The organism is Serratia sp. A07 (assembly GCF_058725505.1).
The window spans coordinates 198220-220681 of sequence record NZ_JBZXDO010000007.1 but is presented as its reverse complement, the minus strand read 5'-3'; the positions used below and the strand labels follow the sequence as shown (position 1 = coordinate 220681).

Here is a 22462-nt window from a genome sequence, read left to right as displayed (position 1 = left end):
CCCGGTGCGTTTACCCGGCCGGCTGGCCCGCTTATTGACGCAGGGCCGGGAGATGGAACGCCAAATCGCGGCGCGCGATCGCGCACTGTTCGCCGGCGTGGATGCGCAGCTCGAACAGCATTTCCTGACGCCGGGCCAGCGGCTGTCGCCGCCGGGCGTCGGCAATGTCATGTTGCTGCTGGTATGCCTGACGTTGGGGCTGGCGGGCGTGATGGGCCTGGCCACGGACGTGGCGGCCGCCTGGAGCGGCAACACTTCCGCCGCCGTTCTCATGGGCAGCGGCGCGATCGTGGCGGTGTGGATGACATTGATCCTGTTCCAACTGGTGCAGGGTAAAAACAGCGGGGTGGTATTGTTGCAATATTACCTTGGCATGCTCGGCCTGTTTTGCCTTGGCGCCGCAGCGGCGTGGGCGTCGGGGATGACCGGCATCGCCACCGTCGCCATGCTGCTGGGGGGCGTGGTTGGCGGTGCACTATTCAGCAACCGGGCGGCGTTCTCTCTCTATGTCGCTTACTTTCGCACGCGTCGGCGCGTGTTTATCAAACGCCGTTGGCAGAGGGAAGATCTGCGCAACACCCGATAAACCGTCAGAACGGAAAAACTTATGGCGCAACCTTTCTCCGGCTTTAGCCAGCAGGGTCTGAATTTCCTGCAGCAGGTGCGGATCGAGAACGATAAGGCGTGGTTCGACGGCAACCGCGATATCTACGATCGCGAGCTGTTGGCGCCGTTTCGCGCGCTGGTGGAGCAGCTGGCTCCCGGCATGCTGGCGATCGACCCGCAGTTCGAGACTCGCCCGGCGATCGGCAAAACGCTGTCGCGCATTCATCGCGACACGCGCTTTTCTCATGACAAATCGCGCTACCGCAGCCGCATGTGGCTGACGTTCAAGCGTCCGAGCAAAGACTGGAAAGACGCGCCGGTCTACTTTTTCGAACTGGGGCCGGACATGCTGCGCTATGGGCTCGGCTACTACAGCGCCAACAAGCCGACTATGGATCTGTTCCGCCATACGCTGAGGCAGCGGCCGCAGCCTTTCCTTGAGGTGGCCGCCTGCTGCCGGCGGCCGTTCGAGCTGGTGGGTGAGAGCTACAAGCGCCCGCTGGTGAAGGAGCAGGCGGCGGAGATCGCCACCTGGTACAACCGCAAGTCGTTTGCGGTGATGGTGACCGACAGCGAAGTGGAAAAGCTGTTCAGCGCCGATCTGGTGCCGCTGCTGACCGGGGCATTTTTGCAGCTTGAGCCGCTCTACCACTGGTTGATGCAGGTAGAGACGATGAAGCAGATCGATCCGGCGGATCTGTAAACCTCGCGTCAGCGGGGATGCAGCAAGCGCCAAAAGGCGTCGATCAGCGGATCGCTGAGGCGCTTTTTCTGGACGCAGACCCCCAGCTCGAACGGTTCGACCATCGAGATGTTATCCAACTGCGAGATGCGGTTGCGTACCGGCTCCGGGCTGTTGTCCACCACCACGCTCGGGATCAGCGCGATGCCGCAGCCCAACGCGACCATCGACACGATGGCTTCGTGGCCGCCGACGGTGGCGTAAATCAGCGGATTGCTGATGCGGTGGCGGCGGAACCACAGTTCGATGCGTTTTCGCGACGGGCCGTGCTCCGGCAGGATGAACGGGATCTCGGCCCAGTCGGGCCTGTCGGCGAATGCCTGGCTGCGCACCGCACAGGGCAGCGCCGGTGCGATCAGCACCAGCGGAATTTCGCCGATTTTGGTGAACGCCACGCTGGCGGGCAGCGTTTCCGGCCGGCCGGCGATGCCGAGATCGGCCTCGTTGGATTGCACTTTGTCGACCGCGTCGGCGGCGTCGCCGGTGGTCAGCTTAATCTCGACCAGCGGGTGCTGCGCGCGGAAGCGATCGAGGATCGGCGGCAGGTGGCTGTACGCCGCGGTCACCGAGCAGAACAGCCGCAGTTCGCCGCTCAGCGAAGGGCCGTGCTGGCCGAGCGAGTGCTTCAGCTGCTGATACTGCAGCAGCGTTTGCTGGGCGAATTCTTTCAGCTGTTCGCCGGCGTCGGTCAGCTGCACGGTGCGGTTGTCGCGCAGGAACAGCGGCTGCCCGAGGATCTCTTCCAGCCGCTGGATCTGGCGGGAGAGCGTCGATGGGCTGACGTGCATCGCCTTGGCGGTGCGCCCGAAGTGATGGCTTTCGGCCAAATGCAGGAACAGCTTTAAATCACGTAAATCCATATCGATACGCTCGCAGTGAGAGTGTTGCATAAATTGCAATATCACGTTCTCAATATATCAATTTAAGCAACGCATTTCCTGTTATACATTGAGTTTAACGAATCTCCGCACAGACAGGGCGGGGAATGAAAATAACAATGCAAGACAACATCAAACCGGAGTACCACCATGGCTAACTATTTCAACACATTGAACCTGCGTCAGCAGTTGGCGCAATTGGGTAAATGCCGCTTTATGGCGCGCGACGAATTTGCTGACGAAGCCGGCTACCTGAAAGGTAAAAAAGTGGTGATTGTCGGCTGTGGCGCCCAGGGGCTGAACCAGGGGCTGAACATGCGCGACTCCGGCCTGGACGTCGCCTATGCCCTGCGCAAAGAAGCGATCGACGAGAAGCGCGCTTCCTGGCGCAAGGCGACCGAAAACGGCTTTAAGGTCGGCACCTACGAAGACCTGATCCCGCAGGCGGATCTGGTGGTCAACCTGACGCCGGACAAGCAGCACTCTTCCGTGGTGCGCGCGGTGCAGCCGCTGATGAAAGACGGCGCGGCGCTGGGTTACTCCCACGGCTTCAACATCGTTGAAGTGGGTGAGCAGGTGCGTAAAGACATCACCGTGGTGATGGTCGCGCCGAAATGCCCGGGCACCGAAGTGCGTGAAGAGTACAAGCGCGGCTTCGGCGTGCCGACTCTGATTGCGGTTCACCCGGAAAACGATCCGAAAGGCGAAGGCATGGCGATCGCCAAGGCCTGGGCGGCGGCGACCGGCGGCCACCGCGCCGGCGTGCTGGAGTCCTCCTTCGTCGCCGAAGTGAAATCCGACCTGATGGGCGAGCAGACCATTCTGTGCGGCATGCTGCAGGCGGGTTCGCTGCTGTGCTTCGACAAGCTGGTTGCTGAGGGCACCGATCCGGCTTACGCCGAGAAACTGATTCAGTTCGGCTGGGAAACTATCACCGAAGCGCTGAAACAGGGCGGCATCACGCTGATGATGGATCGCCTGTCCAATCCGGCCAAGCTGCGTGCCTATGCGCTGTCTGAACAGCTGAAAACCATCATGGCGCCGCTGTTCCAGAAGCACATGGACGACATCATCTCCGGCGCTTTCTCCAGCGGCATGATGGCCGACTGGGCGGAAGACGACGTGAAATTGCTGACCTGGCGCGAAGAGACCGGCAAAACCGCGTTCGAGAATGCGCCGCAGTTTGAAGGCAAAATCAGCGAGCAAGAGTACTTCGATCACGGCGTGCTGATGGTGGCGATGGTGAAAGCGGGCGTTGAGCTGGCGTTCGAAACCATGGTCGATGCCGGCATCATCGAAGAGTCGGCTTACTATGAGTCGCTGCACGAGCTGCCGCTGATCGCCAACACCATTGCGCGCAAACGTCTGTATGAAATGAACGTGGTTATCTCCGATACCGCAGAGTACGGCAACTACCTGTTCGCCAACGCGGCGGTGCCGCTGCTGAAGGACTTCATGACCACCCTGCAGGCGGGCGATTTGGGCAAAGCCGCGGCGGGTACGGCGGTGGACAACGCGCAGCTGCGCGACGTGAACGAAGCGGTGCGCAGTCACCCAATCGAAACCGTCGGTCGCAAACTGCGTGGCTACATGACCGACATGAAACGTATCGCCGTTGCGGGCTGATTTTCCGCAAGGTAAAGAACACAAAGCCGGCTGTGATGCCGGCTTTTTTTATGCCTCCGGCGGCGCGAGCAGCTGCCGTTCAAGGCAGCGCCGGATCGCGTGTTTGGCGTTGGCGACCCCCAGCTTACGCACCGCATTGCCGATGTGAAACTTCACCGTGCCGGTTTTGATCCCCAGGATCAGCGCGATCTCATGGTAGGTTTTGCCCTGGCTGGCCCAGTAGAGGATTTCCCCTTCGCGCGGCGAGAGCCGGTCTGTCCGGCTCGCCTCGGCGCTGGCCAAGGCCAGAGCGTGCTGGTGGGTATCGACCAATACCATCTGCAGGCTGGCCCTCTCGTCTTCCATCAGCTGCCGCAGATCGGCGTCATCGGCTGCCGTGGCGCTGATCGACAAGATCGCCAGGTTATTGTCGTGATCGTGCAAAACAAAGCTGCAGCCGTGCACGATGTCGTATTCCCGCGCCTGGCTGAAGATCTTCCGGTAATGCCGATCCTCGGTGGTGACGGGGGTGTCGTGCCACATGAAGGGCGCGCAGCGACTATGGGCGGCGCGCACGACGGGATCGATGCGCTGATAGCGATTGGCGCTGTATATGTCCAGCCATTCTTGCGGGTAGCTCGAGACCAGCAGATGGCGATCGGGACGGTGTTTGTTGAAGGTCAAATAAGCGTATTTGAATTGGCTGAAGGCGTGCAGTCGGCCGTCAAGATGCAGTCTTGCGGCGACGGCGTTGGCGAATGCGACGGCCATCGGTAACCTCCCTGTCGTTCGGCGGCTCAGCCCGACCTGCACCAAAGTCCAGCTAGTCAGTGCGGCGGATTGAAATTTATACTCGGCTAATAAATTCAAAAGGCGGTAATGCCAAGACCCGAGCTTAGCAGCTCTGGGCGGAAATAAGCCAACGCCAGGGAAATTCTTTCAATCATCCTCTGATCAATGTTTCTGGGAACTATTGCGCGGGCGGCGGGGTAACCTCGCCGCCTTATTGGCTATGCGGGCATTGCCGTTGCGGGAATGATGGCGCCGCGATGTTGGATCACCGTCGCGGCAAGCCGGTGGCCGCGCTGCGCCGCCTGCTGGGCGCTGCCGCCGCTCAGGCGTTCCGCCAGATAACCGGCGCTGAAAGCGTCGCCCGCCGCGGTGGTATCCACTACGCACTCCGGCGGCAGCGCAATCGCCGGTACCTCAAGTCGCTCTCCCTCCACGCCGAACACCAGACAGGCATCCGCGCCGCGTTTGATAACGATCTCGCCGACGCCGAGCGCCTGCGTGCGTGCCACCACCTGTTCAACCGGCTGCGTGCCCCACAGCAACGCTTCGTCATCCAGCGTCAGGAAGGCAATGTCGGTGCAGGCCAGCACCTCGCGGTAGGCCAGCTGTGTTTCTTCACGGCTTTGCCACAGGCGCGGGCGGTAGTTGTTGTCGAAGATAACCTGGCCGCCGTTGGCGCGGCAGCGGTGCAGCAGCGCCAGCAGCTTCGTGCGGTCGGCAGGCGCGAGGATCGCCAGGCTAATGCCGCTGAGATACAGATAATCGAACTGCGCCAGCTGGGCGCACAGTACCTCGGCCTGGGGGCCCGCAAGCCAATACCGGGCGGCGGCGTCGTTGCGCCAGTAGTAGAAGGTGCGTTCGCCGGCGGCGTCGGTTTCGATCACGTACAGGCCCGGCAGTTTGTTTTCCAACTGCTGAATCAGCCCGGTCTCGATCTTCTCCTGCCGCCAGGCCTGCAGCATCTCGCCGCTGAAGCTGTCGGTGCCGAGCGCGGTGACGTAATGCACCTGCAGCGCCTGTTCCGGCATTTGGCGGGCGAGGTAGACGGCGGTGTTGAGGGTATCGCCGCCAAAGCCGCGCGTCAGCTGCGCGCCCTGCTGCGACAGCTCGATCATGCATTCGCCGATCACGGCGAGATTTCGGATAGTCATCGTCAATAAGCCCTGGCTAAAGAAGAAGCAACAGCCATCAGTCTCCACGCAAGGCGGTGAGGGAGTCAATAAATTAAAACAGTGTTTTAATTTTTTATGATCGCGATCGGCCCGTGCCAACAGGGCGAAGAGGAAAGCGCGCGGCAATTCATGCTTAAAGTTTTACGCGGTGCGGCCGATAAGCTGGGTAAAGAAACAGCGGCAGCGCTCTCACTTCCCCGCCACGGCGATAGTACCGATGATAACCAACCTGATCTCGGGTCTGCTGGCGCCCTGTTTTGCCCTCTATGCCTGCGCCAAATCGCGGCGCTACTGGCGGCAATGCCGGCGCTTGTATACCTTCCAGCCGATTTATCGCACCAGCGGCGCGCTGCTGGCGGTGGAACTGCTGACGGCGGTATATCACCCGAATGAGCCGGACAAACGGCAATCCCCGGAACAGTATTTCGCCTCGCTCGGCGTCGCCCAGCGTTTACGGGTGATCCAGGAACAGCTGGCGCTGTTGCAGCGCTGGCAGGCATTGTTCATTCGCCACGCGGTGATGGTGTCGGTCAATATCGACGGCATCGCGCTGCAAGCGTTGCAACGTCATAGCGAGCTGCAACGCCAGATCGCCGAGATGCCCTATCTGCGCTTCGAGCTGGTGGAGCACGCCGAAACGGCGTCAAACCACCCGTTGCAGCAGATCGTCGGCGGCGAACGGCTGTGGCTGGACGATTTCGGCAGCGGGCTGGCCAACTTCTCCGCCGTCGGCGCCTGGCGCTATCAATACATCAAGGTGGCGCGCGAGTTGTTCACCTTGCTCAAACAGTCGGAAGAGGGCGTACAGCTGCTCGGCACCCTGATCACGATGATGAACCAGCACAGCGACGGGGTGATCGTCGAAGGCGTGGAAACCGAGCAGGAGTGGCGGCTGGTGCAGCGTTCCGGCGCGTTGGCCGCGCAGGGCTACTATCTTTCCCGCCCGGCGTGCTTTGAAACTCTGCACAGCGTACCGACGCTGTTCGCCGCGCCCGGCGCGCCGGCGTGAACTCCGGCCTATCCTCAGCTAGGCTTAAACGGGGCTGCTCATTCTTTTTCCTTTCATTCGGCAGCCCGGTTTATGTGCTGAGGGAGCCCTATGACAAGAACAGGAAAGGTTTTCAGCTGGCTGGGCGGCATTGTGCTGCTGGCGATCGTCGCGCTGGCGATCTTCATCGCTACCTTCGACTGGAATCGACTCAAACCCACCATCAACGACAAAGTGTCGGCCGAACTGCGGCGGCCGTTCGCCATCCGCGGCGATCTGGGCGTCGACTGGTCGCGTAACCGGGATGAGGGCGGCTGGCGCGCCTGGGTGCCCTGGCCGCATATTCACGCTGAAGACGTGTGGCTGGGTAACCCGAAAAACATGCCCGGCGACAGCATGGTGACGCTGCAGCGCGTCGACGCCAGCATCGCACCGCTGGCGCTGCTGAGGAAAGAACTGCTGATCCCGCGCATCTGGCTCAAGCAGCCGAATGCGTCGTTAGAACGCCTGGCCAACGGCGACAACAACTGGACGTTTGATCTGGCTGCTGGCCAGGATCCGCAGCAACCGCCTTCCGCCTGGTCGTTCACCGTTCACGACATCGTGTTCGACAAGGGACAGATCGCCTTTAAAGACGCCACCCTGAAGGCGGATTTCCGCGCCGTCATCGATCCGCTCGGTAAACCGCTGCCGTTCAGTGAAGTGACCGGCAAGCAGAGCGGCGGCAAGGCCGCTACCCCCGACTACGTTTTCGGTTGGCAGGTCAAGGGCAAATATAACGGCGAACCGCTGAGCGGCAGAGGCAAGATCGGCGGCATGCTGTCACTGCAGAGCGCCGATCTGCCGTTCCCGCTGCAGGCCGACGTGCGTTCCGGCAGCACCCGTGTTGCGGTGGCGGGCACCTTGTCCGATCCGCTGAACCTCGGCGGCCTGGACGTGCAGCTGAAATTTTCCGGCGAAAGCCTGGGTGACCTCTATGGCCTGACCGGCGTGCTGTTGCCGAACACGCCGCCGTATGCGACCGATGGCCATCTGATAGCCCGCCTGCATCAGCCGGGCGGCGCCGTGTTCGAATATCAGAAGTTCGACGGCAAAATCGGCGACAGCGACATTCACGGTGACTTGAAATACGTTGCCGGTAAGCCGCGGCCGACGCTGAGCGGCGCGGTGAGCTCCCGGCAGCTGAGGTTGGCGGATCTGGCGCCGTTGATCGGCGCGGATTCCAACGCTGCCAAAGCCGGGCGCGGCGAGAAGAGCCGCCAACCGGCGGATAAGGTGCTGCCGGTCGCGCAGTTCGATACGCAAAGCTGGCGCAAGATGGATGCGGACGTGAAGTTTGCCGCCGCGCGCATCGAACGCGGCAGCGATTTACCGCTGAGCGATTTGGCCACGCACCTGAAGCTGAACAATGGCGAGTTGCGTCTGGATCCGCTGCGCTTCGGCATGGCGGGCGGCAGCCTGAACGCCGTGGTGCGCCTCGACGGCGGCAAAAAGCCGATGCGCGGCCAGGTGGATATGCACGCGCGCAAACTCCAGCTCAAACAGCTGTTGCCGAACGTAGCGGCGATGAAGCGCAGCCTTGGGCAAATGAACGGCGATGCCAGGCTGACGGGCAGCGGAAATTCGGTGGCCGAGCTGCTGGCGACCAGCAACGGCGACCTGCGCCTGTTGATCAATAACGGGGTGATCAGCCGTAGCCTGATGGAGATCCTCGGCCTGAACGTCGGCAACTATCTGGTGGCGCAGCTGTTCGGCGACGACGTGGTGGGCATCAACTGTGCCGCGGCGGACGTCGGCATCCGCAGCGGCGTCGCCGCGCCGCGGCTGTTCGTGTTCGACACCGAGAACGCGGTGATCAACATCACCGGCAACACCAACCTCGCCACCGAACGGCTGGATTTGTCCATCGATCCGGAAAGCAAGGGGATGCGCGTGCTGACCCTGCGCTCGCCGCTGTACGTGAAAGGCACCTTCAAGCACCCCGACGCCGGGGTGAAAGCCGGGCCGCTGATCGCGCGCGGCGCGGCGGCGGTGGCGTTGGGGGCGGTGCTGACGCCGGCGGCGGCGCTGCTGGCGTTGGTCTCGCCCAGTGAAGGCGGCGAGGAAAACCAGTGCGGGCAGATCCTGCGGGAGATGAAAGGCAAAAAGTAATCAGGCACGCGGCGGCGGTGAGAGTAGCCGGCAGTCGTGATCCTGGATCTCTTCCGCCGAGGCCAGGGTGAACGGCAGCAGGCTGCGCTCGGTCGCCAGCAGCAGGAAATCGCCGTCCGGCAGCGCGGTCATCGCCAGGCCGAAGCTGCCCATGCGCCCGTCGGCGCGCGGCAGGCCGGAGGCCAACAGACGGAAGGCGCCCTGTTGCTCCAGCTCGGCAGGGGTCACCCGCCGCCCCAGATAGTCATGCCCCAACAGGCCGCCGGGCAGCGGTTGCCATTGCTCGATAAAATCGGGGCCGATCTGCGCCAGCCGCTGTTTTACCGCCGGCAACAGGCAGGAGATATGAATATGCAGCTGGTTTTGCGTGCGGCCATATTCCGAGTTGATCGCCAGTGAAATATCGCCGTCGTCGATCGGTTTGCCATAGCGTTCCGCCATCACGTGGCGCGCGCGCCAGGCCTGGGCGAAGAAATTCGGCGTGGCGGCGTCCAGCACCGCCGGGCTTTCTATCCCGGTGATTTTGGCGCTGGGCATCAGCAGGTATTGCAGCGGCCCGTTGCGATCTTTAAACACCACGAAGCCGGCCGGCACATCCACCTGCGCGCAGGGCGCCGGGTTGTCATGCGCCTGCTGATTGGGCAGACATTGCTGGCTGACGATGCGCCACAGCGCATCGGGATGGTCGGGCTTCAACCCGTAATAGAGCGCGATGGCGAGAGCCGCCAGCAGCGCAACGCAGACAAATACCCCACGACGCAGAGACATCGGCCAATCCTGTTACCGAGAGAAACGTCCAGCATAGCCCGGTTTTATGACAGGAAACGAACAACGCGTGCGGCCCCCCGCAGTGAGGGGCCGTAGGGGATCACAGCGACTGGTGGCGGGTTTCTTTCATCAGCAGCAGGGCCAGCAGCGTCAGCCCGGCCATCGCCGCCAGGTACATGCCGACGTAGAACAGCCCGTAGTGGGCCGCCAGCCAGGTGGCGATATAAGGCGCCACGGACGCGCCGAGAATAGACGCGACGTTGTAGGAGAACGATGCGCCGGTATAGCGCACTTCGGTCGGGAACAGCTCCGGCAGCAGCGCGCCCATGGGGCCAAAGGTCAGCCCCATGATGCTCAGGCCGCACAGCAGGAAGCCCATCACCAGCGCCTGGTTACCGGAACCCAGCAGGGTCGGGAACAGGAACGCGAAGCCGATCATCAGCAGGGTAATGGCGATCATGGTCTTGCGGCGGCCGAACGCGTCCGCCAGCAGGCCGGCGATCGGTACCATCACGCCGAAACCGATTACCGCCACCATCAGCATCCACAGGAAGCTGTTGCGGGAGTAGCCGAGCCCCAACGGCTGCGGCGTGGTGCCGTAGGTCATCGAATACACCGTCATCAGATAAAACAGCGTGTAGGTCGCCAGCATGATGAAAGTGCCGAGGATGGTCGCTTTCAGATGCTTGCTCAGCAGCGTGCCGAGTGGCACTTTCACCTGTTTGCCGGCTTTGGCCACTTTGGCGAACACCGGCGTTTCATGCAGCGACACCCGAACGTACAGGCCAATCAGCACCAGCGCGGCGGAGAGGATGAACGGCACGCGCCAGCCCCATTCCATAAACTGCTGGTCGCTCAGCAGCCAGGAGAGCAGCAGGAAGGTGCCGTTGGCGAAGAAGAAGCCGATCGGCGCGCCCAACTGGGGGAAGGAGCCGTACAGCGCGCGCTTTTTGGCCGGCGCGTTCTCCGTCGCCAGCAGGGCGGCGCCGCCCCATTCGCCGCCCAGTCCCAGGCCCTGCCCGAAGCGCGCCAGCGCCAGCAGGATAGGGGCGAAGATGCCGATGGTTTCATAGCTCGGCAGCAGGCCGATCAGCACGGTGGAAATCCCCATGGTCAGCAGCGAGGCGACCAGCGTGACCTTGCGCCCCACGCGATCGCCGAAGTGCCCGAACAGCGCAGAGCCGATAGGGCGCGCGACAAAGGCGACGGCGAAGGTGGCCAGCGATTGCAGCGTTGCGGTGGTCGGGTCGCCCTGTGGGAAGAAGATATGTGGAAACACGATCACCGCGGCGGTGGCGTAGATGTAGAAGTCGAAGAACTCGATGGCGGTACCGACCAGCGAGGCGACGATGACTTTCCCGCGGGAGTTCACCGGTGTGGACGCGTCGTCGGCGTCGAGTGGGGGTGCGATGGTGGCTTGCATAATATTTCTTATTGTTGGAAGGGGTAAAAATCCATCTTAGTGACAGCATTCGGCCTTTTCAACGCGGGAACTTTGGGCAATGGCCCCGCTAACCGGTTAAAAAGACTAATGTTTTATCTGGCTTGTTTTCTGCAGCGTTAAACGTTGAGAAAGGGCTTTCGTGCAGAGGGAATGGCTGTAAAAGCGGCAAAGAAAAGTGAGCGAGCAGTTTGTTATGCTGGTTTTTCGGATCGCGCGCCGCGTTATTTAGACGTATTGACTGGTTTTCTAGCTGATATCCAGAGGAAAGTGCCGGTGTGTGCGATAACACCGGCACGATCGCATGGCTTCAGCGCGCCGGAGGTTCGCGTTCCGGCAACGCTTTGTCGCCTTTGTAGTCGGCGGTGGCGATCCAGGCGGCGCAAAACAGCGTCAAACGAGCGAAGAAGTAGAAGAACGCCATCAGCCCGATCACCGATCCGAAGGCCGCGCCGGAAGGCGACTTTGCCACCTGCGGCAGCGTCATGGTCATCACGAACTTGATCACCTCAAAGCCGATGGCGGCGAGCAAGGTGCCGCGCAGCAGCGCTTTTTTCTTCGGTTTGTGGCGCGGCAGCATCCAGAAAATCCACAGGAACAGCAGATAGTTGGCGAAGATCGAGATCGACAGCGCGATCAGCGTCAGCGCCGGCCGCAGCCATTCGATGCCGTCCAGCCCCAGCGCATTGACGATCGCCGCCTGCGCCGACCCGGCGACCGAAGTCAGCGACAGCGTAATGATCAGCGCGACCACCAGGCCGGTCAGCGAGATGAAGTCGCGGGTGTATTTGAAGTAGATTTTCTCCTGATCCTGCGGATTGCGCTCCCAGACATCGCGCGACTGCGCGCGGATCGCCTCGCGCAGGTTGCCCATCCAGCTGATGCCGGAATAGAGCGCCAGCGCCAGGCCGGTCAATCCCACGGTGGTGCGCTGTTGAATGGCGGTGTTGACGGTGTTCTTCAGCGTGCTGGCCAACGTCGGATCGCTGATGCTGCCGACGATGCGGTTGATCAAGCGGGCCAGCAGATCCGGGTTGGAGGCCAGCACGAAGCCGGCGGCGGCAAACGACACCATCAGGATCGGGATCAGCGAGAGGAATGAAAAATAGGTAATAGCGGCGCCGAACTGGCTACCCAGCCGATCGTTAAAGCGTTCGGCGGCGCGCAGCAGGTGCGCCACGCTTGGCCAGGCTTTGATGCGTTCAATCAGACGTGAAAAACCACCGATGCGGCGGTCGAGGGTCTCATGGCCGGTCTTGATGGCGATAAGCGGCTTCGGCGGCGTGTCTTGTGCGGGCTGGTGGCGTTCCTGGTCTGGTCCTGTAGGCATTACTTCACGATTTCCTTAACGTTAAACGGCATGTTTCAGCGTTGATTATAGCCAAAGCCCCGCAGCGTTTTGAACGCCGGGGCGGCAAACGGTCATTTTCCGAGCTTAGCGCGTTAGCGCCCGGCATGAAATGCCGGGGAGGGGTCGATAGGTAAAATTCCTATGAAAACCCCGTGGCGCCTCGGTTTTTTTCACTTCCCTACCTCCAATTTTTATCTGTTTCGTCGGCGAGAAAGCGTTTACTCATGATGTGGCGTCGCGCTTTTGCCGCCCACCGCTCCGCTGCAGCCGTAGGGGCTGGAACGGTCTCATCCGTCATCAACAGAAAAACTGGAAGGTCTTATGAAATTGCTTAATCACCCCACCTGTCGTCCGTTTACCGAAGCGGGCAATCTGTCGCAGCTGTCCGCCTACTATGAAGAGGGGCGGCACATCATGTGGATGCTGCTGCGCGCCGCGCCGCGCCCCTGCTTCAACCAGGCGCTGATCGAAGACATCATGACGCTGGCGCAGGCGGCGAAGGAGTCTTCGCTGCGGTTCGATTTCTGGGTCACCGGCTCGCTGGTGCCGAACATGTTCAACGTCGGCGGCGATCTGCAGTTCTTCGCCGAAGCGATCAAAAACCGCAAGCGCGAGGCGATGATGGCCTACGCGCGCGCCTGCATCGACTGCGTACATGCGGCGGCGCGCGGTTTCGACACCGGCGCGGTCAGCATTGCGATGGTCGAAGGCAGCGCGCTGGGCGGCGGCTTTGAAGCGGCGCTGGCGCACCATTTCGTGCTGGCGCAGAACAACGCGCGCATGGGGTTTCCGGAGATCGCGTTCAACCTGTTTCCCGGTATGGGCGGTTACTCGCTGGTGGCGCGCAAGGCTGGCATGCGCTTGGCCGAGGAGCTGATTTGGGGCGGCGAGTCGCACACCGCAGAGTGGTTCGAGAGCCGCGGGCTGGTAGACCAGCTGTTCCAGCCCGGCGACGCCTACATGGCGACGCGCACCTTTATCGATACCATACGGCCGAAGCTCAACGGCATGCGCGCCATGCTGCGGGCGCGTCAGCGCGTGTTGCAGCTGACGCGTTCCGAGCTGATGGACATTACTGAAGACTGGGTGCACTCGGCCTTTACCATTGAGGAAAAAGACCGCGCCTACATCGAGCGGCTGGTGATGTTGCAGGATCGCCATACCCTGAACCTGCGTCGTGCCGGCTAACGTTAACGCGCCCGCCTCACGCGGAGGGTGAGTGCGGGCGGTAGGACTGCAGCCAATGCTCCAGCTGTTCCGGGAGCATTGGCCGCGCAAACAGAAAGCCCTGTTTTTCGTCCACGCCGACCTCGTCGAGGAAGTGGTTTTCGCTCTCGGTCTCCACCCCTTCGGCGATCACCCGGAACGCCAACGCCTCCGCCGCCGCAACAATCGCGCGCACCAACGATTGCGATACCGGGTTGAAATTCACCCCGCGCACGAAGCTTTTATCCAGCTTGATGGCGTCCAGCGGAATACGCGCCAGCTGCGCCAGCGACGAATAGCCGGTGCCGAAGTCGTCGAGATGCACCTGCGCGCCCAGTTCGCGCAACCGGGTGATCAGCGCGCGAGCGCGGTTCTCGTCTTCAATCAGGCTGCTTTCGGTCAACTCGAAGTCCAACAGACAAGGGGCCATGCGGTGACGGCGCAGCACCCCGAGCAGGTCGTTGACGATGCTGTCGTCGGCCAGCTGCCGGGCGGAGAGGTTGACCGCCACCCGCAGATTCAATCCCCGCTCTTGCCACTGCGCCGCCTGGCCGGCGGCGGTCTGCAATACCCATTGCCCCAGCGGGCCGATCAGGCCGGACTCCTCGGCGTAGGAGATGAACTGCAGCGGCGGGATCAGGCCGCGTTCCGGCGAATCCCAGCGCACCAGCGCTTCCACGCTGTGCACTTCACCGCTGCGCGCGTCGATTTTCGGCTGGTAATACAGCACCAGCTGATTTTGCTCCAGGCCTTTGCGCAGATTGGTGTCCAGCCACATGTATTCGGCGACGCGCTTGTTCATCTCCGGCGAGAAGACGGTATAGGTGCGTTTGCCGTGCTCCTTGGCGACGTACATGGCGGTATCGGCGCTGCGGATCAGGCTGTCGAGATCGTTGCCGTGCTCCGGGCACAGCGCGATGCCGATCGAACAGCCGGTATACACCTCAATCAGGCCGATGCGGAAAGGGGTTTTCAGCCTGTCGATGATGCGCTGCGCCAGCGTTTGCAGGCGCTCGCGATCGGTTTGCGGCGCCAGCACCAAGAATTCGTCGCCGCCGAGGCGGGCGAGCACCTGGTCCGGGCTCAGGCAGCCGAGGATCGCCAGCGCGACCTCGACCAGCAGCCGATCGCCGAACATATGGCCGTAGGCGTCGTTGACCTTCTTGAAGTTGTCGAGATCGAGGTAGACCAGGCCGAAACTCTCTTCGCCGCGCGTGGCGATGGCGTGATTGATCTTGTCCTGGATCGCGTTGCGGTTCGGTAGGCCGGTGATGAGATCGGTGTTGGCCAGCACCCGCAACCGCTCCTGCGCACGGCGTTCTTCGGTGATGTCGGTACCGGAGCAAATAAGATACACCTCGTTCTTGCCGCTGCCGCTGTGCACGAACTTATTGCGGAACAGGAACAGCCGTTCGCCCTTGACCGTTTTTACCCAGCGTTCCACCTCATAGGACGAACCGTTGCGGAAGAAGCCGGCGATGTTGCGCCGCGAAGCGGCGGCTTCTTCCGGGCTCATAAACAGCTGGAAAACGTTTTTGCCGATCACTTCATGTTCGCGCAGCCCGGTGTACTCCTCGCTCAGCCGGTTGAAGCGTTGGATGCGGCCGTGCTGATCGACGATCACGATCACCGAGTTGGCTTCGGACACCACCTGCTCGGCGAAGGAGAGGCCGTGCACCAGATCGCGCGCCACGGATTGGGTGTCGCTGAAGGCGGAAGCGGTGCCCGCCCATTCGAGGTTATTGACGCGGCGCCCCACCAGATGCAGATGCAGCGGCTCTCCGGCGAGCGTAATGGTCAGTTCAAGGCTGGCGGTGACGCCGGTCAGGCGGCGGATTTTCGCCGCTTCCATGGCGCTGAGCGCCACCGCGACGTGGGCTTTGCCCTTAACGGCGGACAGCTCCAGGGCATTGCTGTCAAACGCCAGCCGCCAGTGGGGGCTTTGGGTGCCGAAGTGGGCGTTAAGAAGCTCAGGGCCTTGGTCTGCGGGCATGATGATTCCTCAAAAGAGCACGGGCGGCCGGTCAGCACAGCTCCGGGGCAGCCTGTTGGCCCGAAAGTGGTCGCCGTGCGCATCTGTGCATCATATAACAGGTTTTCACAGGCGAGGCGGGTGATGGAAACTATTATATAAGCAATGATTAGTTTTGCGGTGTAAACGTCACCCGGCGGCCGGTTGTCTTAAAGTGTAGGAGAACATCGGATCCTGTGATGTTTGTACCGACCTCCCCGCTATCGGAAAACGGTTGATGCAAGGTTGCCGTGGAGGCGAGTAAATTATAGCGGTGAGGGGAAAGCGGAAAAATAACTCCACCGGGGGGATTTTTACCGGGAAATTAAAATTTCCATCAAATAAACGCCATCTTCATAGTTTTCTCATAATTGGTGAATAAATCCGAGACGGGTTTTAAAAAGTTTACACACCCTCGCATTACTTGAATTTTATCAGCCTATTATTATCTCCGACGACGAATGAGCCTGTTAACGTACAGCGCTCCTGATGAAGAAAAACTTTTAAGGAAATGATTATGCGTAAATTGACGGCTTTATTTATTGCTTCCACGCTGGCTCTGGGTTCTGCTTCTGCGGCGTTCGCTGCAGACACGACGGCACCGGCACCGGATGCGGCGCCGATGAAAATGATGCATCACAAGGGTGAAGGCAAAGGCGGCCCGTTCGCCGGGCTGAATCTGACCGAACAGCAGCGCCAGCAGATGCGCGACATCATGAAAGAGTCGCACCAGAAGCGCGGGCCGGGCATGAAAGAGGAACGCCAGGCGCTGCATAATCTGGTGGCTTCCGACAGCTTTGACGAAGCGAAGGCGAAAGCGCAAATTGACGCGATGGGCAAAGCGCAATCCGAACGCATGCTGGAACGCGCCAAAGCGGAAAATAAAATGTATAACCTGCTGACTCCTGAGCAGAAAAAACAATACAATGAGAATTATCAGAAACGCGAGCAAAAGATGATGGACCATATGAATAAAATGAAGGAGCAGATGTCCTCCGGTCAGTAATATCCGCTCGCGGTGAATATAAAAGGGCCAGACTATTTGTCTGGCCTTTTTTATTTGGCGTTATCACCGGCAGGTTCTGCAGTGAGTGATAATCATTCCCCGCCGACAATGTGCCGGAACTGTTCGGCAACGGCCTGTGCAAAGCGCGGGTCGTTAATATGATAAGGCGTTTTTATCAGCCGGCGTTTGTCGGTGGCGTATACCGTCTCCTCCAGCGCTTGCGTAAAGGCGGCCAGCGCCGCCGGATCCCAGAACGGTTGCCCCGGCGCATCCAGAGCCGATACGCCGCCTGCCGGGATCACGAAGCGCACTTCGCCCGTACAGGCATTGATTTTTTCGCCCATCCAACGTCCGATTAACGCGCTTTCCCGCGCGCTGGTGCGCACCAGCGTCACTTGCGGATTGTGATGGTGGCGCAGGCGGTTGGCGTAGCGAGCCGGCACCGTATTCGGCGCGCCGAAGTTGATCATGTCGATCGCGCCGCAGGAGAGCACGCAAGGGATGCCGGTACGCGCGATGGCCCCGAAACGATCTGCATTGCAGGGTAGCACACCGCCAAACAGGTAATCGGCCACTTCGGTGGTGGTCAAGTCGATGGCGCCGCGCAGTTGGCGGCTATCGATCAGTTTTTCCAGCGCTCTGCCGCCGCTGCCGGTGGCGTGAAACGTCAGGCAATCCCATTGCGGCTCAAGGTCGGCAACCAGCGCCTGAATGCAGGGCGTGGTGACGCCAAACATCGTCAGGCCAATCGCGGGCTTGTCGTCGGGATAGTCGACGGCGGCGAAGCGTACGGCCCCGGCTATCTGGCGCGCCGCGTTGCCGAGCACCCGTCGCGAGATGCGGTTCAGACCGGCGAGATCGGTGACCGAATACAGCATGTTGATGTCACTGGCGCCGACATAGGCGGAAACGTCACCCGCCGCCATGCTTGAGACCATTATTTTCGGCAGGCCGATCGGCAGCTGCTGCATGGCCGGCGTGATGATGGCGGTGCCACCGGAGCCCCCCAGGCCAAGCAGGGCGGCAATATCGCGGCGCGTCAGGATAAAGCGTTCGAAAGCGGTCGCCATGGCGGCGATCGCCTGGCCGCGGCTGGCGCAGAAGACCGCGCCGGCGCCTGCCGGATGGTGGCGGGCAACGTCCTCTGGGCTGATATCGGCGGGGGAATCAAACGGCAGGCTACGGGTGGAGAGATCGACGGTTCGCGTAGGTAAATTCAGGGCAGCGATCAGCCGCCGTACGTACTCCAACTCTTGTCCTTTGGTATCTGCTGTGGTAGCAATATAGACAAAATTTGAAGTATCAATCATGGGGTTTTCCCGAGTGTTTCTAGTTTTTATTTATAAATTATGATGTTATATTTTTAGTGGAACCCTGGTGCTGGCTATTAGGTTAAAGTAATTAATGTATTTATATAATGAGACGGCCGTATCATTTTTGCAAGGGTTAGGCGATGCAAAATGGGACTTCTGTCTCATTTTTGAGCTTTTCAACGTGGCCGGCGCTTTGCCGGCAACCGGCCAACAGAGGCATCGTCCCCGGTTGTGCTAGCGTGTGCAGATGCATGAGGTTTATGTGCCGATAGATGCTTTTCCCGTCCCTCTCGATCCTTCTCTGACCTCCGCCCGGGCAAAAACCTACCGTTTGTTGCTGGCCAGCGCGATGGCGCTGTATGACGAAGGCGCGTTTCCTTCGATCACCGAACTGGCGGCGCATGCACAGGTATCGCGTGCGACGGCCTACCGTTACTTTCCGACCCAAAGTGCGCTGATTAGCGCCGTGGTGGCGGAAAGCCTGGGCCCAATCCTGGAATGGCGCCCGCAAGACGATGATGCTTTGAAGCGTATTCAGCAATTGCTGAGCTTCGCCTATCCTCAGATGGAGCGGCATGAGGGGGCGTTGCGCGCGGCGTTGCAGCTCTCTTTACAGCAGTGGGCGAGCGCGACGCCGGGCGAAAAATTCGTGCGCGGCAACCGCAAGCGTCTGCTGGCGCTGGCGGTAGAGCCGTTGCAGGGCAAACTGCCGTCGGACTCTCTGCAGAGAGTGATTCATGCTTTCTCGCTGATTTACGGCTCGGAAGTATTTCTGGTGTTGAAAGATATCTGGGGCCTGGAGCTGGATAATATTCAGGACGTCACGCAATGGATGGCCAAAGCCATCCTTCGTCAGGCGGAAGAAGACGCGATGAACAGCAAAAAAACATCAGCAGGATAATCCAATTTTTGCCGATGGCTGAGTGAAAATCCAGCATAATTCACTGAGTGAATATTGGCAAAATTTATAATTAAAAGTGATAAAAGACGCCTGTTAATCACTTTTCAGGCGTTCTGCCTCTTTGTTATTTACTGAATTATATTCTTATTTATCATAGTCATAATATTGTTTCTCTCACCTCATGCCGCGACTTCGGCGTTGGGGGATGTCATTGCCATTTCTTATCCTCCTTCGCCTGATTCACCCCTGAAACTTTCTCTCCTCCCTCCTGACTGCCGGATGACACATTAAGCGCACTTGAGATTGTTGTGCTTTATTTATTTGGTGTTACCAAACTGTTACACAAAAAATCTTATAAAACATTTGCAAACAACAACGGACGGTATCTGGGATGGAGAAGAAACTTAGAGGAGTCAAATCCGCTCGGGCGGCCTTCGGCTGGCCTGAAATCGGAGTTCATCGCGCACAATGGAGCGCGATGCTGATCTGCCTGACGGCGATCGGCGGGGCGCAGGCTGCCACCTATATAGAGAACGGCAAAGCGGGCGATCCGGCCAGCTGGCGCAGCAGTGAGTTCAACGCGGAATGGGGGCTGGGGGCGATCCACGCCGACCAGGCCTACGCCGCCGGTTATACCGGCAAAGGCATCAAACTCGGCATTTTCGATCAGCCGGTCTACGCCAAGCACCCCGAGTTTTCCGGTCCTGATAAGGTGATCAATCTGGTTACCGAAGGCATACGCGAATACACCGACCCCTATATTCCGGTGAAAAAAGGCGACGTTTTCCGCTATGACGGTACGCCGAGTGTGGACTCTGACGGTACGCTCGGTTCGCACGGCACCCACGTGGGCGGCATCGCCGCCGGCAGCCGCGACGGCGGCGCCATGCACGGCGTGGCGTTCAACGCGCAGATCATCAGCGCGGAAAACGGCGATCCCGGCCCGGAGGACGGCATTGTGCTCGGTAACGACGGTGCGGTTTACCAGGCCGGCTGGGAGGCGCTGGTGGCCAGCGGCGCGCGCATCATCAATAACAGCTGGGGCATCGGCATTACCGATAAATTCGCCAAGGGAGGCAAAGATCCCGCTTATCCTCATTTCACGGTCGACGATGCGCAAAAGCAGTTCGATCAGATCAAGGTTATCCTGGGCACCAAGCCCGGCGGCGCCTATCAGGGCGCGATCGACGCGGCGCGCAGCGGCGTGGTCACCATCTTCGCCGCCGGGAACGATTACAACCTGAACAACCCGGACGCCATGGCCGGCCTGGCGTATTTCGTGCCGGATATCGCGCCGAACTGGCTGTCGGTCGCCAGCCTGCAGGATCCTACCAATACCGGCGATTACAGCATCAGCACCTTCTCTTCCCGCTGCGGCTATACCGCCAGTTTGTGCGTCTCGGCACCGGGTACCCGGGTGTACAGCTCGGTGATTGAAGGCACCAGCGTGGAGAATCTGACGACCGGCTACGCCAAATACAGCGGTACCTCGATGGCGGCGCCGCACGTGGCCGGCAGCGTTGCGGTGCTGATGGAGCGGTTCCCGTATTTGAATGGCGCACAGGTGGCGGACGTGCTGAAAACCACTGCCACCGACATGGGCGCGCCGGGCATCGACGCGCTCTACGGCTGGGGGATGATCAACCTGGGCAAGGCCATCAACGGCCCGGGCATGTTGGTGACCGTCGAAGATATTCCTGCGGAGTTCCGCATTCCGGATCCGACAGGCGTGGCTTACGGCCCGACCCAGTTCGTGGTGGATCTGCCGGGCGTCGGTGCGGTGCTGGACAAGGGTAAACCGACCGAGCGCGTCTGCAGCAGCGATCTTTGCGGCCTGGACTTCTGGAGCAACGACATCTCCGGCCACGGCGGCCTGACCAAGCAGGGCATCGGCACGCTGGTGCTGACGGGTAACAACACCTATGCCGGCCCGACGCTGGTCAATCAGGGGCGGCTGGCAGTCAACGGCTCGGTCACCTCGGCCGTCAGCGTGCAGAACGGCGGCATCGTCGGCGGCAGCGGCACGGTCGGTTCGCTGACCGCCCGTCAGGGCGGCACCGTGGCGCCGGGCAACTCGATCGGCACCCTGAACGTGGCGGGTAACGTCAGCTTCGAGCCGGGTTCGCGCTACGCGGTGGAAGTGGGGCCGAACGGCCAGAGCGATCGGATCCAGAGCAGCGGATCGGCGACGATCGGCGGCGGCGAGGTGGCGGTGACGCTGGAGAACAGCCCCAACCTGCTGACGCAAAGCGAGGTGCGCAGCCTGCTGGGCCAGCAGTACAACATTTTGAGCGCGCAGCAGGGGGTGAGCGGGCAGTTTGACGCGGTGGCGCCGAACTACCTGTTCCTCGGCACCGGGCTGAGCTACCAGCCGACCGGGGTGACGCTGAGCGTCGGGCGCAACGGCACGAGCTTCGCCAGCGTGGCGCAGACGCCGAACGAGCGGGCGGTGGCGGCAGCGGCGGATGCGCTGGCGGCGGGCAATCCGGTGTACGAGAGCCTGCTCGGCAGCGGCACGGCGGGCGAAGCGCGGCAGGCGTTCCGTCAGCTGTCGGGGCAAATCCATGCGGATATCGCGTCGGCGCTGGTGAACGACAGCCGCTACCTGCGTGAGGCGCTGAACGGGCGTCTGCGTCAGGCGGAAGGGCTGGCGAGCTCGTCGGCCATCAAGGCGGACGAGGGCGGTGCCTGGGCGCAGCTGCTGGGGGCGTGGGACCACGCGTCGGGCGACGCCAACGCCACGGGTTATCAGGCCTCGACCTACGGGGTGCTGGTGGGGCTGGACTCGGCGGCGGCGGACGACTGGCGGTTGGGGGTAGCGACCGGCTACACCCGCACCTCGCTGCACGGCGGGTACGGGTCGAAGGCGGACAGCGACAACTACCACCTGGCGGCGTACGGCGACAAGCAGTTCGGGGCGCTGGCGCTGCGCGGCGGGGCGGGCTACACCTGGCACCGCATCGATACCAAGCGGTCGGTGAACTACGGGATGCAGTCGGACCGCGACACGGCGAAGTACAGCGCGCGCACCGAGCAGCTGTTCGCGGAAGCGGGTTACAGCGTGCAGGGTGAGTGGCTGAACCTGGAGCCGTTCGTGAACCTGGCGTACGTGAACTTCGAGAACAACGGTATCGCGGAAAGCGGCGGCGCGGCGGCCTTGCGCGGGGATAAACAGCATACCGACGCGACGGTATCGACGCTGGGTCTGCGTGCGGACACCGAATGGCAGGTGAGCGCGGGCACGACGGTGGCGCTGCGCAGCGAGCTGGGGTGGCAACACCAGTACGGCGGGCTGGAGCGAGGCACCGGGCTGCGGTTCAACGGCGGCAACGCGCCGTTCGTGGTGGACAGCGTGCCGGTCTCGCGCGACGGGATGGTGCTGAAGGCGGGGGCGGAAGTGGCGGTGAACGAGAACGCCACGCTGTCGCTGGGCTACGGCGGGCTGCTGTCGCAGCACCACCAGGACAACAGCGTCAACGCCGGCTTCACCTGGCGCTTCTAAGCAACATCGACTTAATCCTTGTAGGGAAC

The 22462-nt window shown here is 61.2% G+C and carries 17 protein-coding genes; 9 read left to right on the top strand and 8 right to left on the bottom strand.

Annotated features, from left to right (window positions below; genetic code table 11):
- The first annotated feature begins 22 nt into the window (after positions 1-22).
- Both ssi4 and AC4PR2_RS10565 read left to right on the top strand, forming a co-directional pair.
- Positions 23-586, top strand: a complete 564-nt coding sequence (gene ssi4 / locus AC4PR2_RS10570; RefSeq protein WP_489433946.1) for an immunity protein Sip4 — start codon at positions 23-25, stop codon at positions 584-586.
- Between the two features lie 21 nt (positions 587-607).
- Positions 608-1309 carry a DUF2461 domain-containing protein gene (locus AC4PR2_RS10565; RefSeq protein ID WP_070914471.1) on the top strand — a complete coding sequence of 234 codons (702 nt, stop codon included), beginning with the start codon at positions 608-610 and terminating at the stop codon, positions 1307-1309.
- Positions 1310-1317: 8 nt separating this feature from the next.
- Here the strand turns inward: AC4PR2_RS10565 and ilvY are convergent, their stop codons facing one another.
- Positions 1318-2208 carry an HTH-type transcriptional activator IlvY gene (ilvY, locus tag AC4PR2_RS10560; protein WP_033636409.1) on the bottom strand — a complete coding sequence of 297 codons (891 nt, stop codon included), beginning with the start codon at positions 2206-2208 and terminating at the stop codon, positions 1318-1320.
- A gap of 168 nt (positions 2209-2376) precedes the next feature.
- Between ilvY and ilvC the strand changes: the two genes are divergently transcribed.
- Positions 2377-3852: a ketol-acid reductoisomerase gene (ilvC, locus tag AC4PR2_RS10555; protein ID WP_038874693.1), complete on the top strand. Its 1476-nt coding sequence runs from the start codon at positions 2377-2379 to the stop codon at positions 3850-3852.
- A gap of 48 nt (positions 3853-3900) precedes the next feature.
- On the opposite strand, the gene AC4PR2_RS10550 is transcribed toward ilvC, so the two are convergent.
- Positions 3901-4602 carry a LuxR family transcriptional regulator gene (locus AC4PR2_RS10550; protein ID WP_060441493.1) on the bottom strand — a complete coding sequence of 234 codons (702 nt, stop codon included), beginning with the start codon at positions 4600-4602 and terminating at the stop codon, positions 3901-3903.
- A 239-nt stretch (positions 4603-4841) separates the two neighbouring features.
- Positions 4842-5774: a 2-dehydro-3-deoxygluconokinase gene (gene kdgK / locus AC4PR2_RS10545; protein WP_084827063.1), complete on the bottom strand. Its 933-nt coding sequence runs from the start codon at positions 5772-5774 to the stop codon at positions 4842-4844.
- Positions 5775-6012: 238 nt separating this feature from the next.
- On the opposite strand from kdgK, the gene pdeH reads away from it, so the two are divergent.
- Together pdeH and AC4PR2_RS10535 are read left to right on the top strand one after the other, a co-directional pair.
- Positions 6013-6804, top strand: coding sequence for a cyclic-guanylate-specific phosphodiesterase (pdeH, locus tag AC4PR2_RS10540; RefSeq protein ID WP_060425390.1), 792 nt, complete (start codon positions 6013-6015; stop codon positions 6802-6804).
- A 90-nt stretch (positions 6805-6894) separates the two neighbouring features.
- Positions 6895-8934 (top strand): AsmA family protein, encoded by a 2040-nt coding sequence (locus AC4PR2_RS10535; protein WP_492175108.1) that lies wholly within the window; start codon positions 6895-6897, stop codon positions 8932-8934.
- Here AC4PR2_RS10535 and AC4PR2_RS10530 read toward each other — a convergent pair whose 3' ends face one another.
- The 3 genes from AC4PR2_RS10530 to yhjD all read right to left on the bottom strand — a co-directional run bounded on the left by AC4PR2_RS10530 (position 8935) and on the right by yhjD (position 12473).
- A complete protein-coding gene (locus AC4PR2_RS10530) occupies positions 8935-9702 on the bottom strand; it encodes a CDP-diacylglycerol diphosphatase (protein WP_047729636.1) in 768 nt (255 codons plus the stop codon).
- A 100-nt stretch (positions 9703-9802) separates the two neighbouring features.
- Positions 9803-11125, bottom strand: a complete 1323-nt coding sequence (locus AC4PR2_RS10525) for an MFS transporter (RefSeq protein ID WP_038874673.1) — start codon at positions 11123-11125, stop codon at positions 9803-9805.
- 328 nt (positions 11126-11453) lie between these two features.
- Positions 11454-12473, bottom strand: a complete 1020-nt coding sequence (gene yhjD / locus AC4PR2_RS10520; protein WP_060425396.1) for an inner membrane protein YhjD — start codon at positions 12471-12473, stop codon at positions 11454-11456.
- 342 nt (positions 12474-12815) lie between these two features.
- Between yhjD and AC4PR2_RS10515 the strand changes: the two genes are divergently transcribed.
- Complete coding sequence (locus AC4PR2_RS10515) at positions 12816-13682, top strand: crotonase/enoyl-CoA hydratase family protein (protein WP_038874666.1); 867 nt, start codon at positions 12816-12818, stop codon at positions 13680-13682.
- 16 nt (positions 13683-13698) lie between these two features.
- On the opposite strand, the gene pdeR is transcribed toward AC4PR2_RS10515, so the two are convergent.
- Positions 13699-15693 carry a cyclic di-GMP phosphodiesterase gene (pdeR, locus tag AC4PR2_RS10510; RefSeq protein WP_197659079.1) on the bottom strand — a complete coding sequence of 665 codons (1995 nt, stop codon included), beginning with the start codon at positions 15691-15693 and terminating at the stop codon, positions 13699-13701.
- A 535-nt stretch (positions 15694-16228) separates the two neighbouring features.
- Here pdeR and spy point away from each other — a divergent pair.
- On the top strand, positions 16229-16717 hold the full coding sequence (gene spy, locus AC4PR2_RS10505) for an ATP-independent periplasmic protein-refolding chaperone Spy (RefSeq protein WP_038874659.1): 489 nt from the start codon (positions 16229-16231) through the stop codon (positions 16715-16717).
- 92 nt (positions 16718-16809) lie between these two features.
- On the opposite strand, the gene AC4PR2_RS10500 is transcribed toward spy, so the two are convergent.
- On the bottom strand, positions 16810-18027 hold the full coding sequence (locus AC4PR2_RS10500; protein WP_060425401.1) for a Tm-1-like ATP-binding domain-containing protein: 1218 nt from the start codon (positions 18025-18027) through the stop codon (positions 16810-16812).
- A 250-nt stretch (positions 18028-18277) separates the two neighbouring features.
- Between AC4PR2_RS10500 and AC4PR2_RS10495 the strand changes: the two genes are divergently transcribed.
- Entirely contained in the window at positions 18278-18931 is a 654-nt protein-coding gene (locus AC4PR2_RS10495) for a TetR/AcrR family transcriptional regulator (protein WP_492175106.1), read from the top strand.
- A 478-nt stretch (positions 18932-19409) separates the two neighbouring features.
- Positions 19410-22433, top strand: coding sequence for an autotransporter outer membrane beta-barrel domain-containing protein (locus AC4PR2_RS10490; RefSeq protein ID WP_492175105.1), 3024 nt, complete (start codon positions 19410-19412; stop codon positions 22431-22433).
- Positions 22434-22462 lie beyond the last annotated feature (29 nt).

Bases quoted from the DNA above. Each gene is read 5' to 3' on its own strand.
- AC4PR2_RS10565 (WP_070914471.1), top strand. From the start codon at position 608: ATGGCGCAACCTTTCTCCGGCTTTAGCCAGCAGGGTCTGAATTTCCTG.
- ilvY (WP_033636409.1), bottom strand. From the start codon at position 2,208: ATGGATTTACGTGATTTAAAGCTGTTCCTGCATTTGGCCGAAAGCCAT.
- ilvC (WP_038874693.1), top strand. From the start codon at position 2,377: ATGGCTAACTATTTCAACACATTGAACCTGCGTCAGCAGTTGGCGCAA.
- AC4PR2_RS10550 (WP_060441493.1), bottom strand. From the start codon at position 4,602: ATGGCCGTCGCATTCGCCAACGCCGTCGCCGCAAGACTGCATCTTGAC.
- kdgK (WP_084827063.1), bottom strand. From the start codon at position 5,774: ATGACTATCCGAAATCTCGCCGTGATCGGCGAATGCATGATCGAGCTG.
- pdeH (WP_060425390.1), top strand. From the start codon at position 6,013: ATGATAACCAACCTGATCTCGGGTCTGCTGGCGCCCTGTTTTGCCCTC.
- AC4PR2_RS10535 (WP_492175108.1), top strand. From the start codon at position 6,895: ATGACAAGAACAGGAAAGGTTTTCAGCTGGCTGGGCGGCATTGTGCTG.
- AC4PR2_RS10530 (WP_047729636.1), bottom strand. From the start codon at position 9,702: ATGTCTCTGCGTCGTGGGGTATTTGTCTGCGTTGCGCTGCTGGCGGCT.
- AC4PR2_RS10525 (WP_038874673.1), bottom strand. From the start codon at position 11,125: ATGCAAGCCACCATCGCACCCCCACTCGACGCCGACGACGCGTCCACA.
- yhjD (WP_060425396.1), bottom strand. From the start codon at position 12,473: ATGCCTACAGGACCAGACCAGGAACGCCACCAGCCCGCACAAGACACG.
- AC4PR2_RS10515 (WP_038874666.1), top strand. From the start codon at position 12,816: ATGAAATTGCTTAATCACCCCACCTGTCGTCCGTTTACCGAAGCGGGC.
- pdeR (WP_197659079.1), bottom strand. From the start codon at position 15,693: ATGCCCGCAGACCAAGGCCCTGAGCTTCTTAACGCCCACTTCGGCACC.
- spy (WP_038874659.1), top strand. From the start codon at position 16,229: ATGCGTAAATTGACGGCTTTATTTATTGCTTCCACGCTGGCTCTGGGT.
- AC4PR2_RS10500 (WP_060425401.1), bottom strand. From the start codon at position 18,027: ATGATTGATACTTCAAATTTTGTCTATATTGCTACCACAGCAGATACC.
- AC4PR2_RS10495 (WP_492175106.1), top strand. From the start codon at position 18,278: ATGCATGAGGTTTATGTGCCGATAGATGCTTTTCCCGTCCCTCTCGAT.
- AC4PR2_RS10490 (WP_492175105.1), top strand. From the start codon at position 19,410: ATGCTGATCTGCCTGACGGCGATCGGCGGGGCGCAGGCTGCCACCTAT.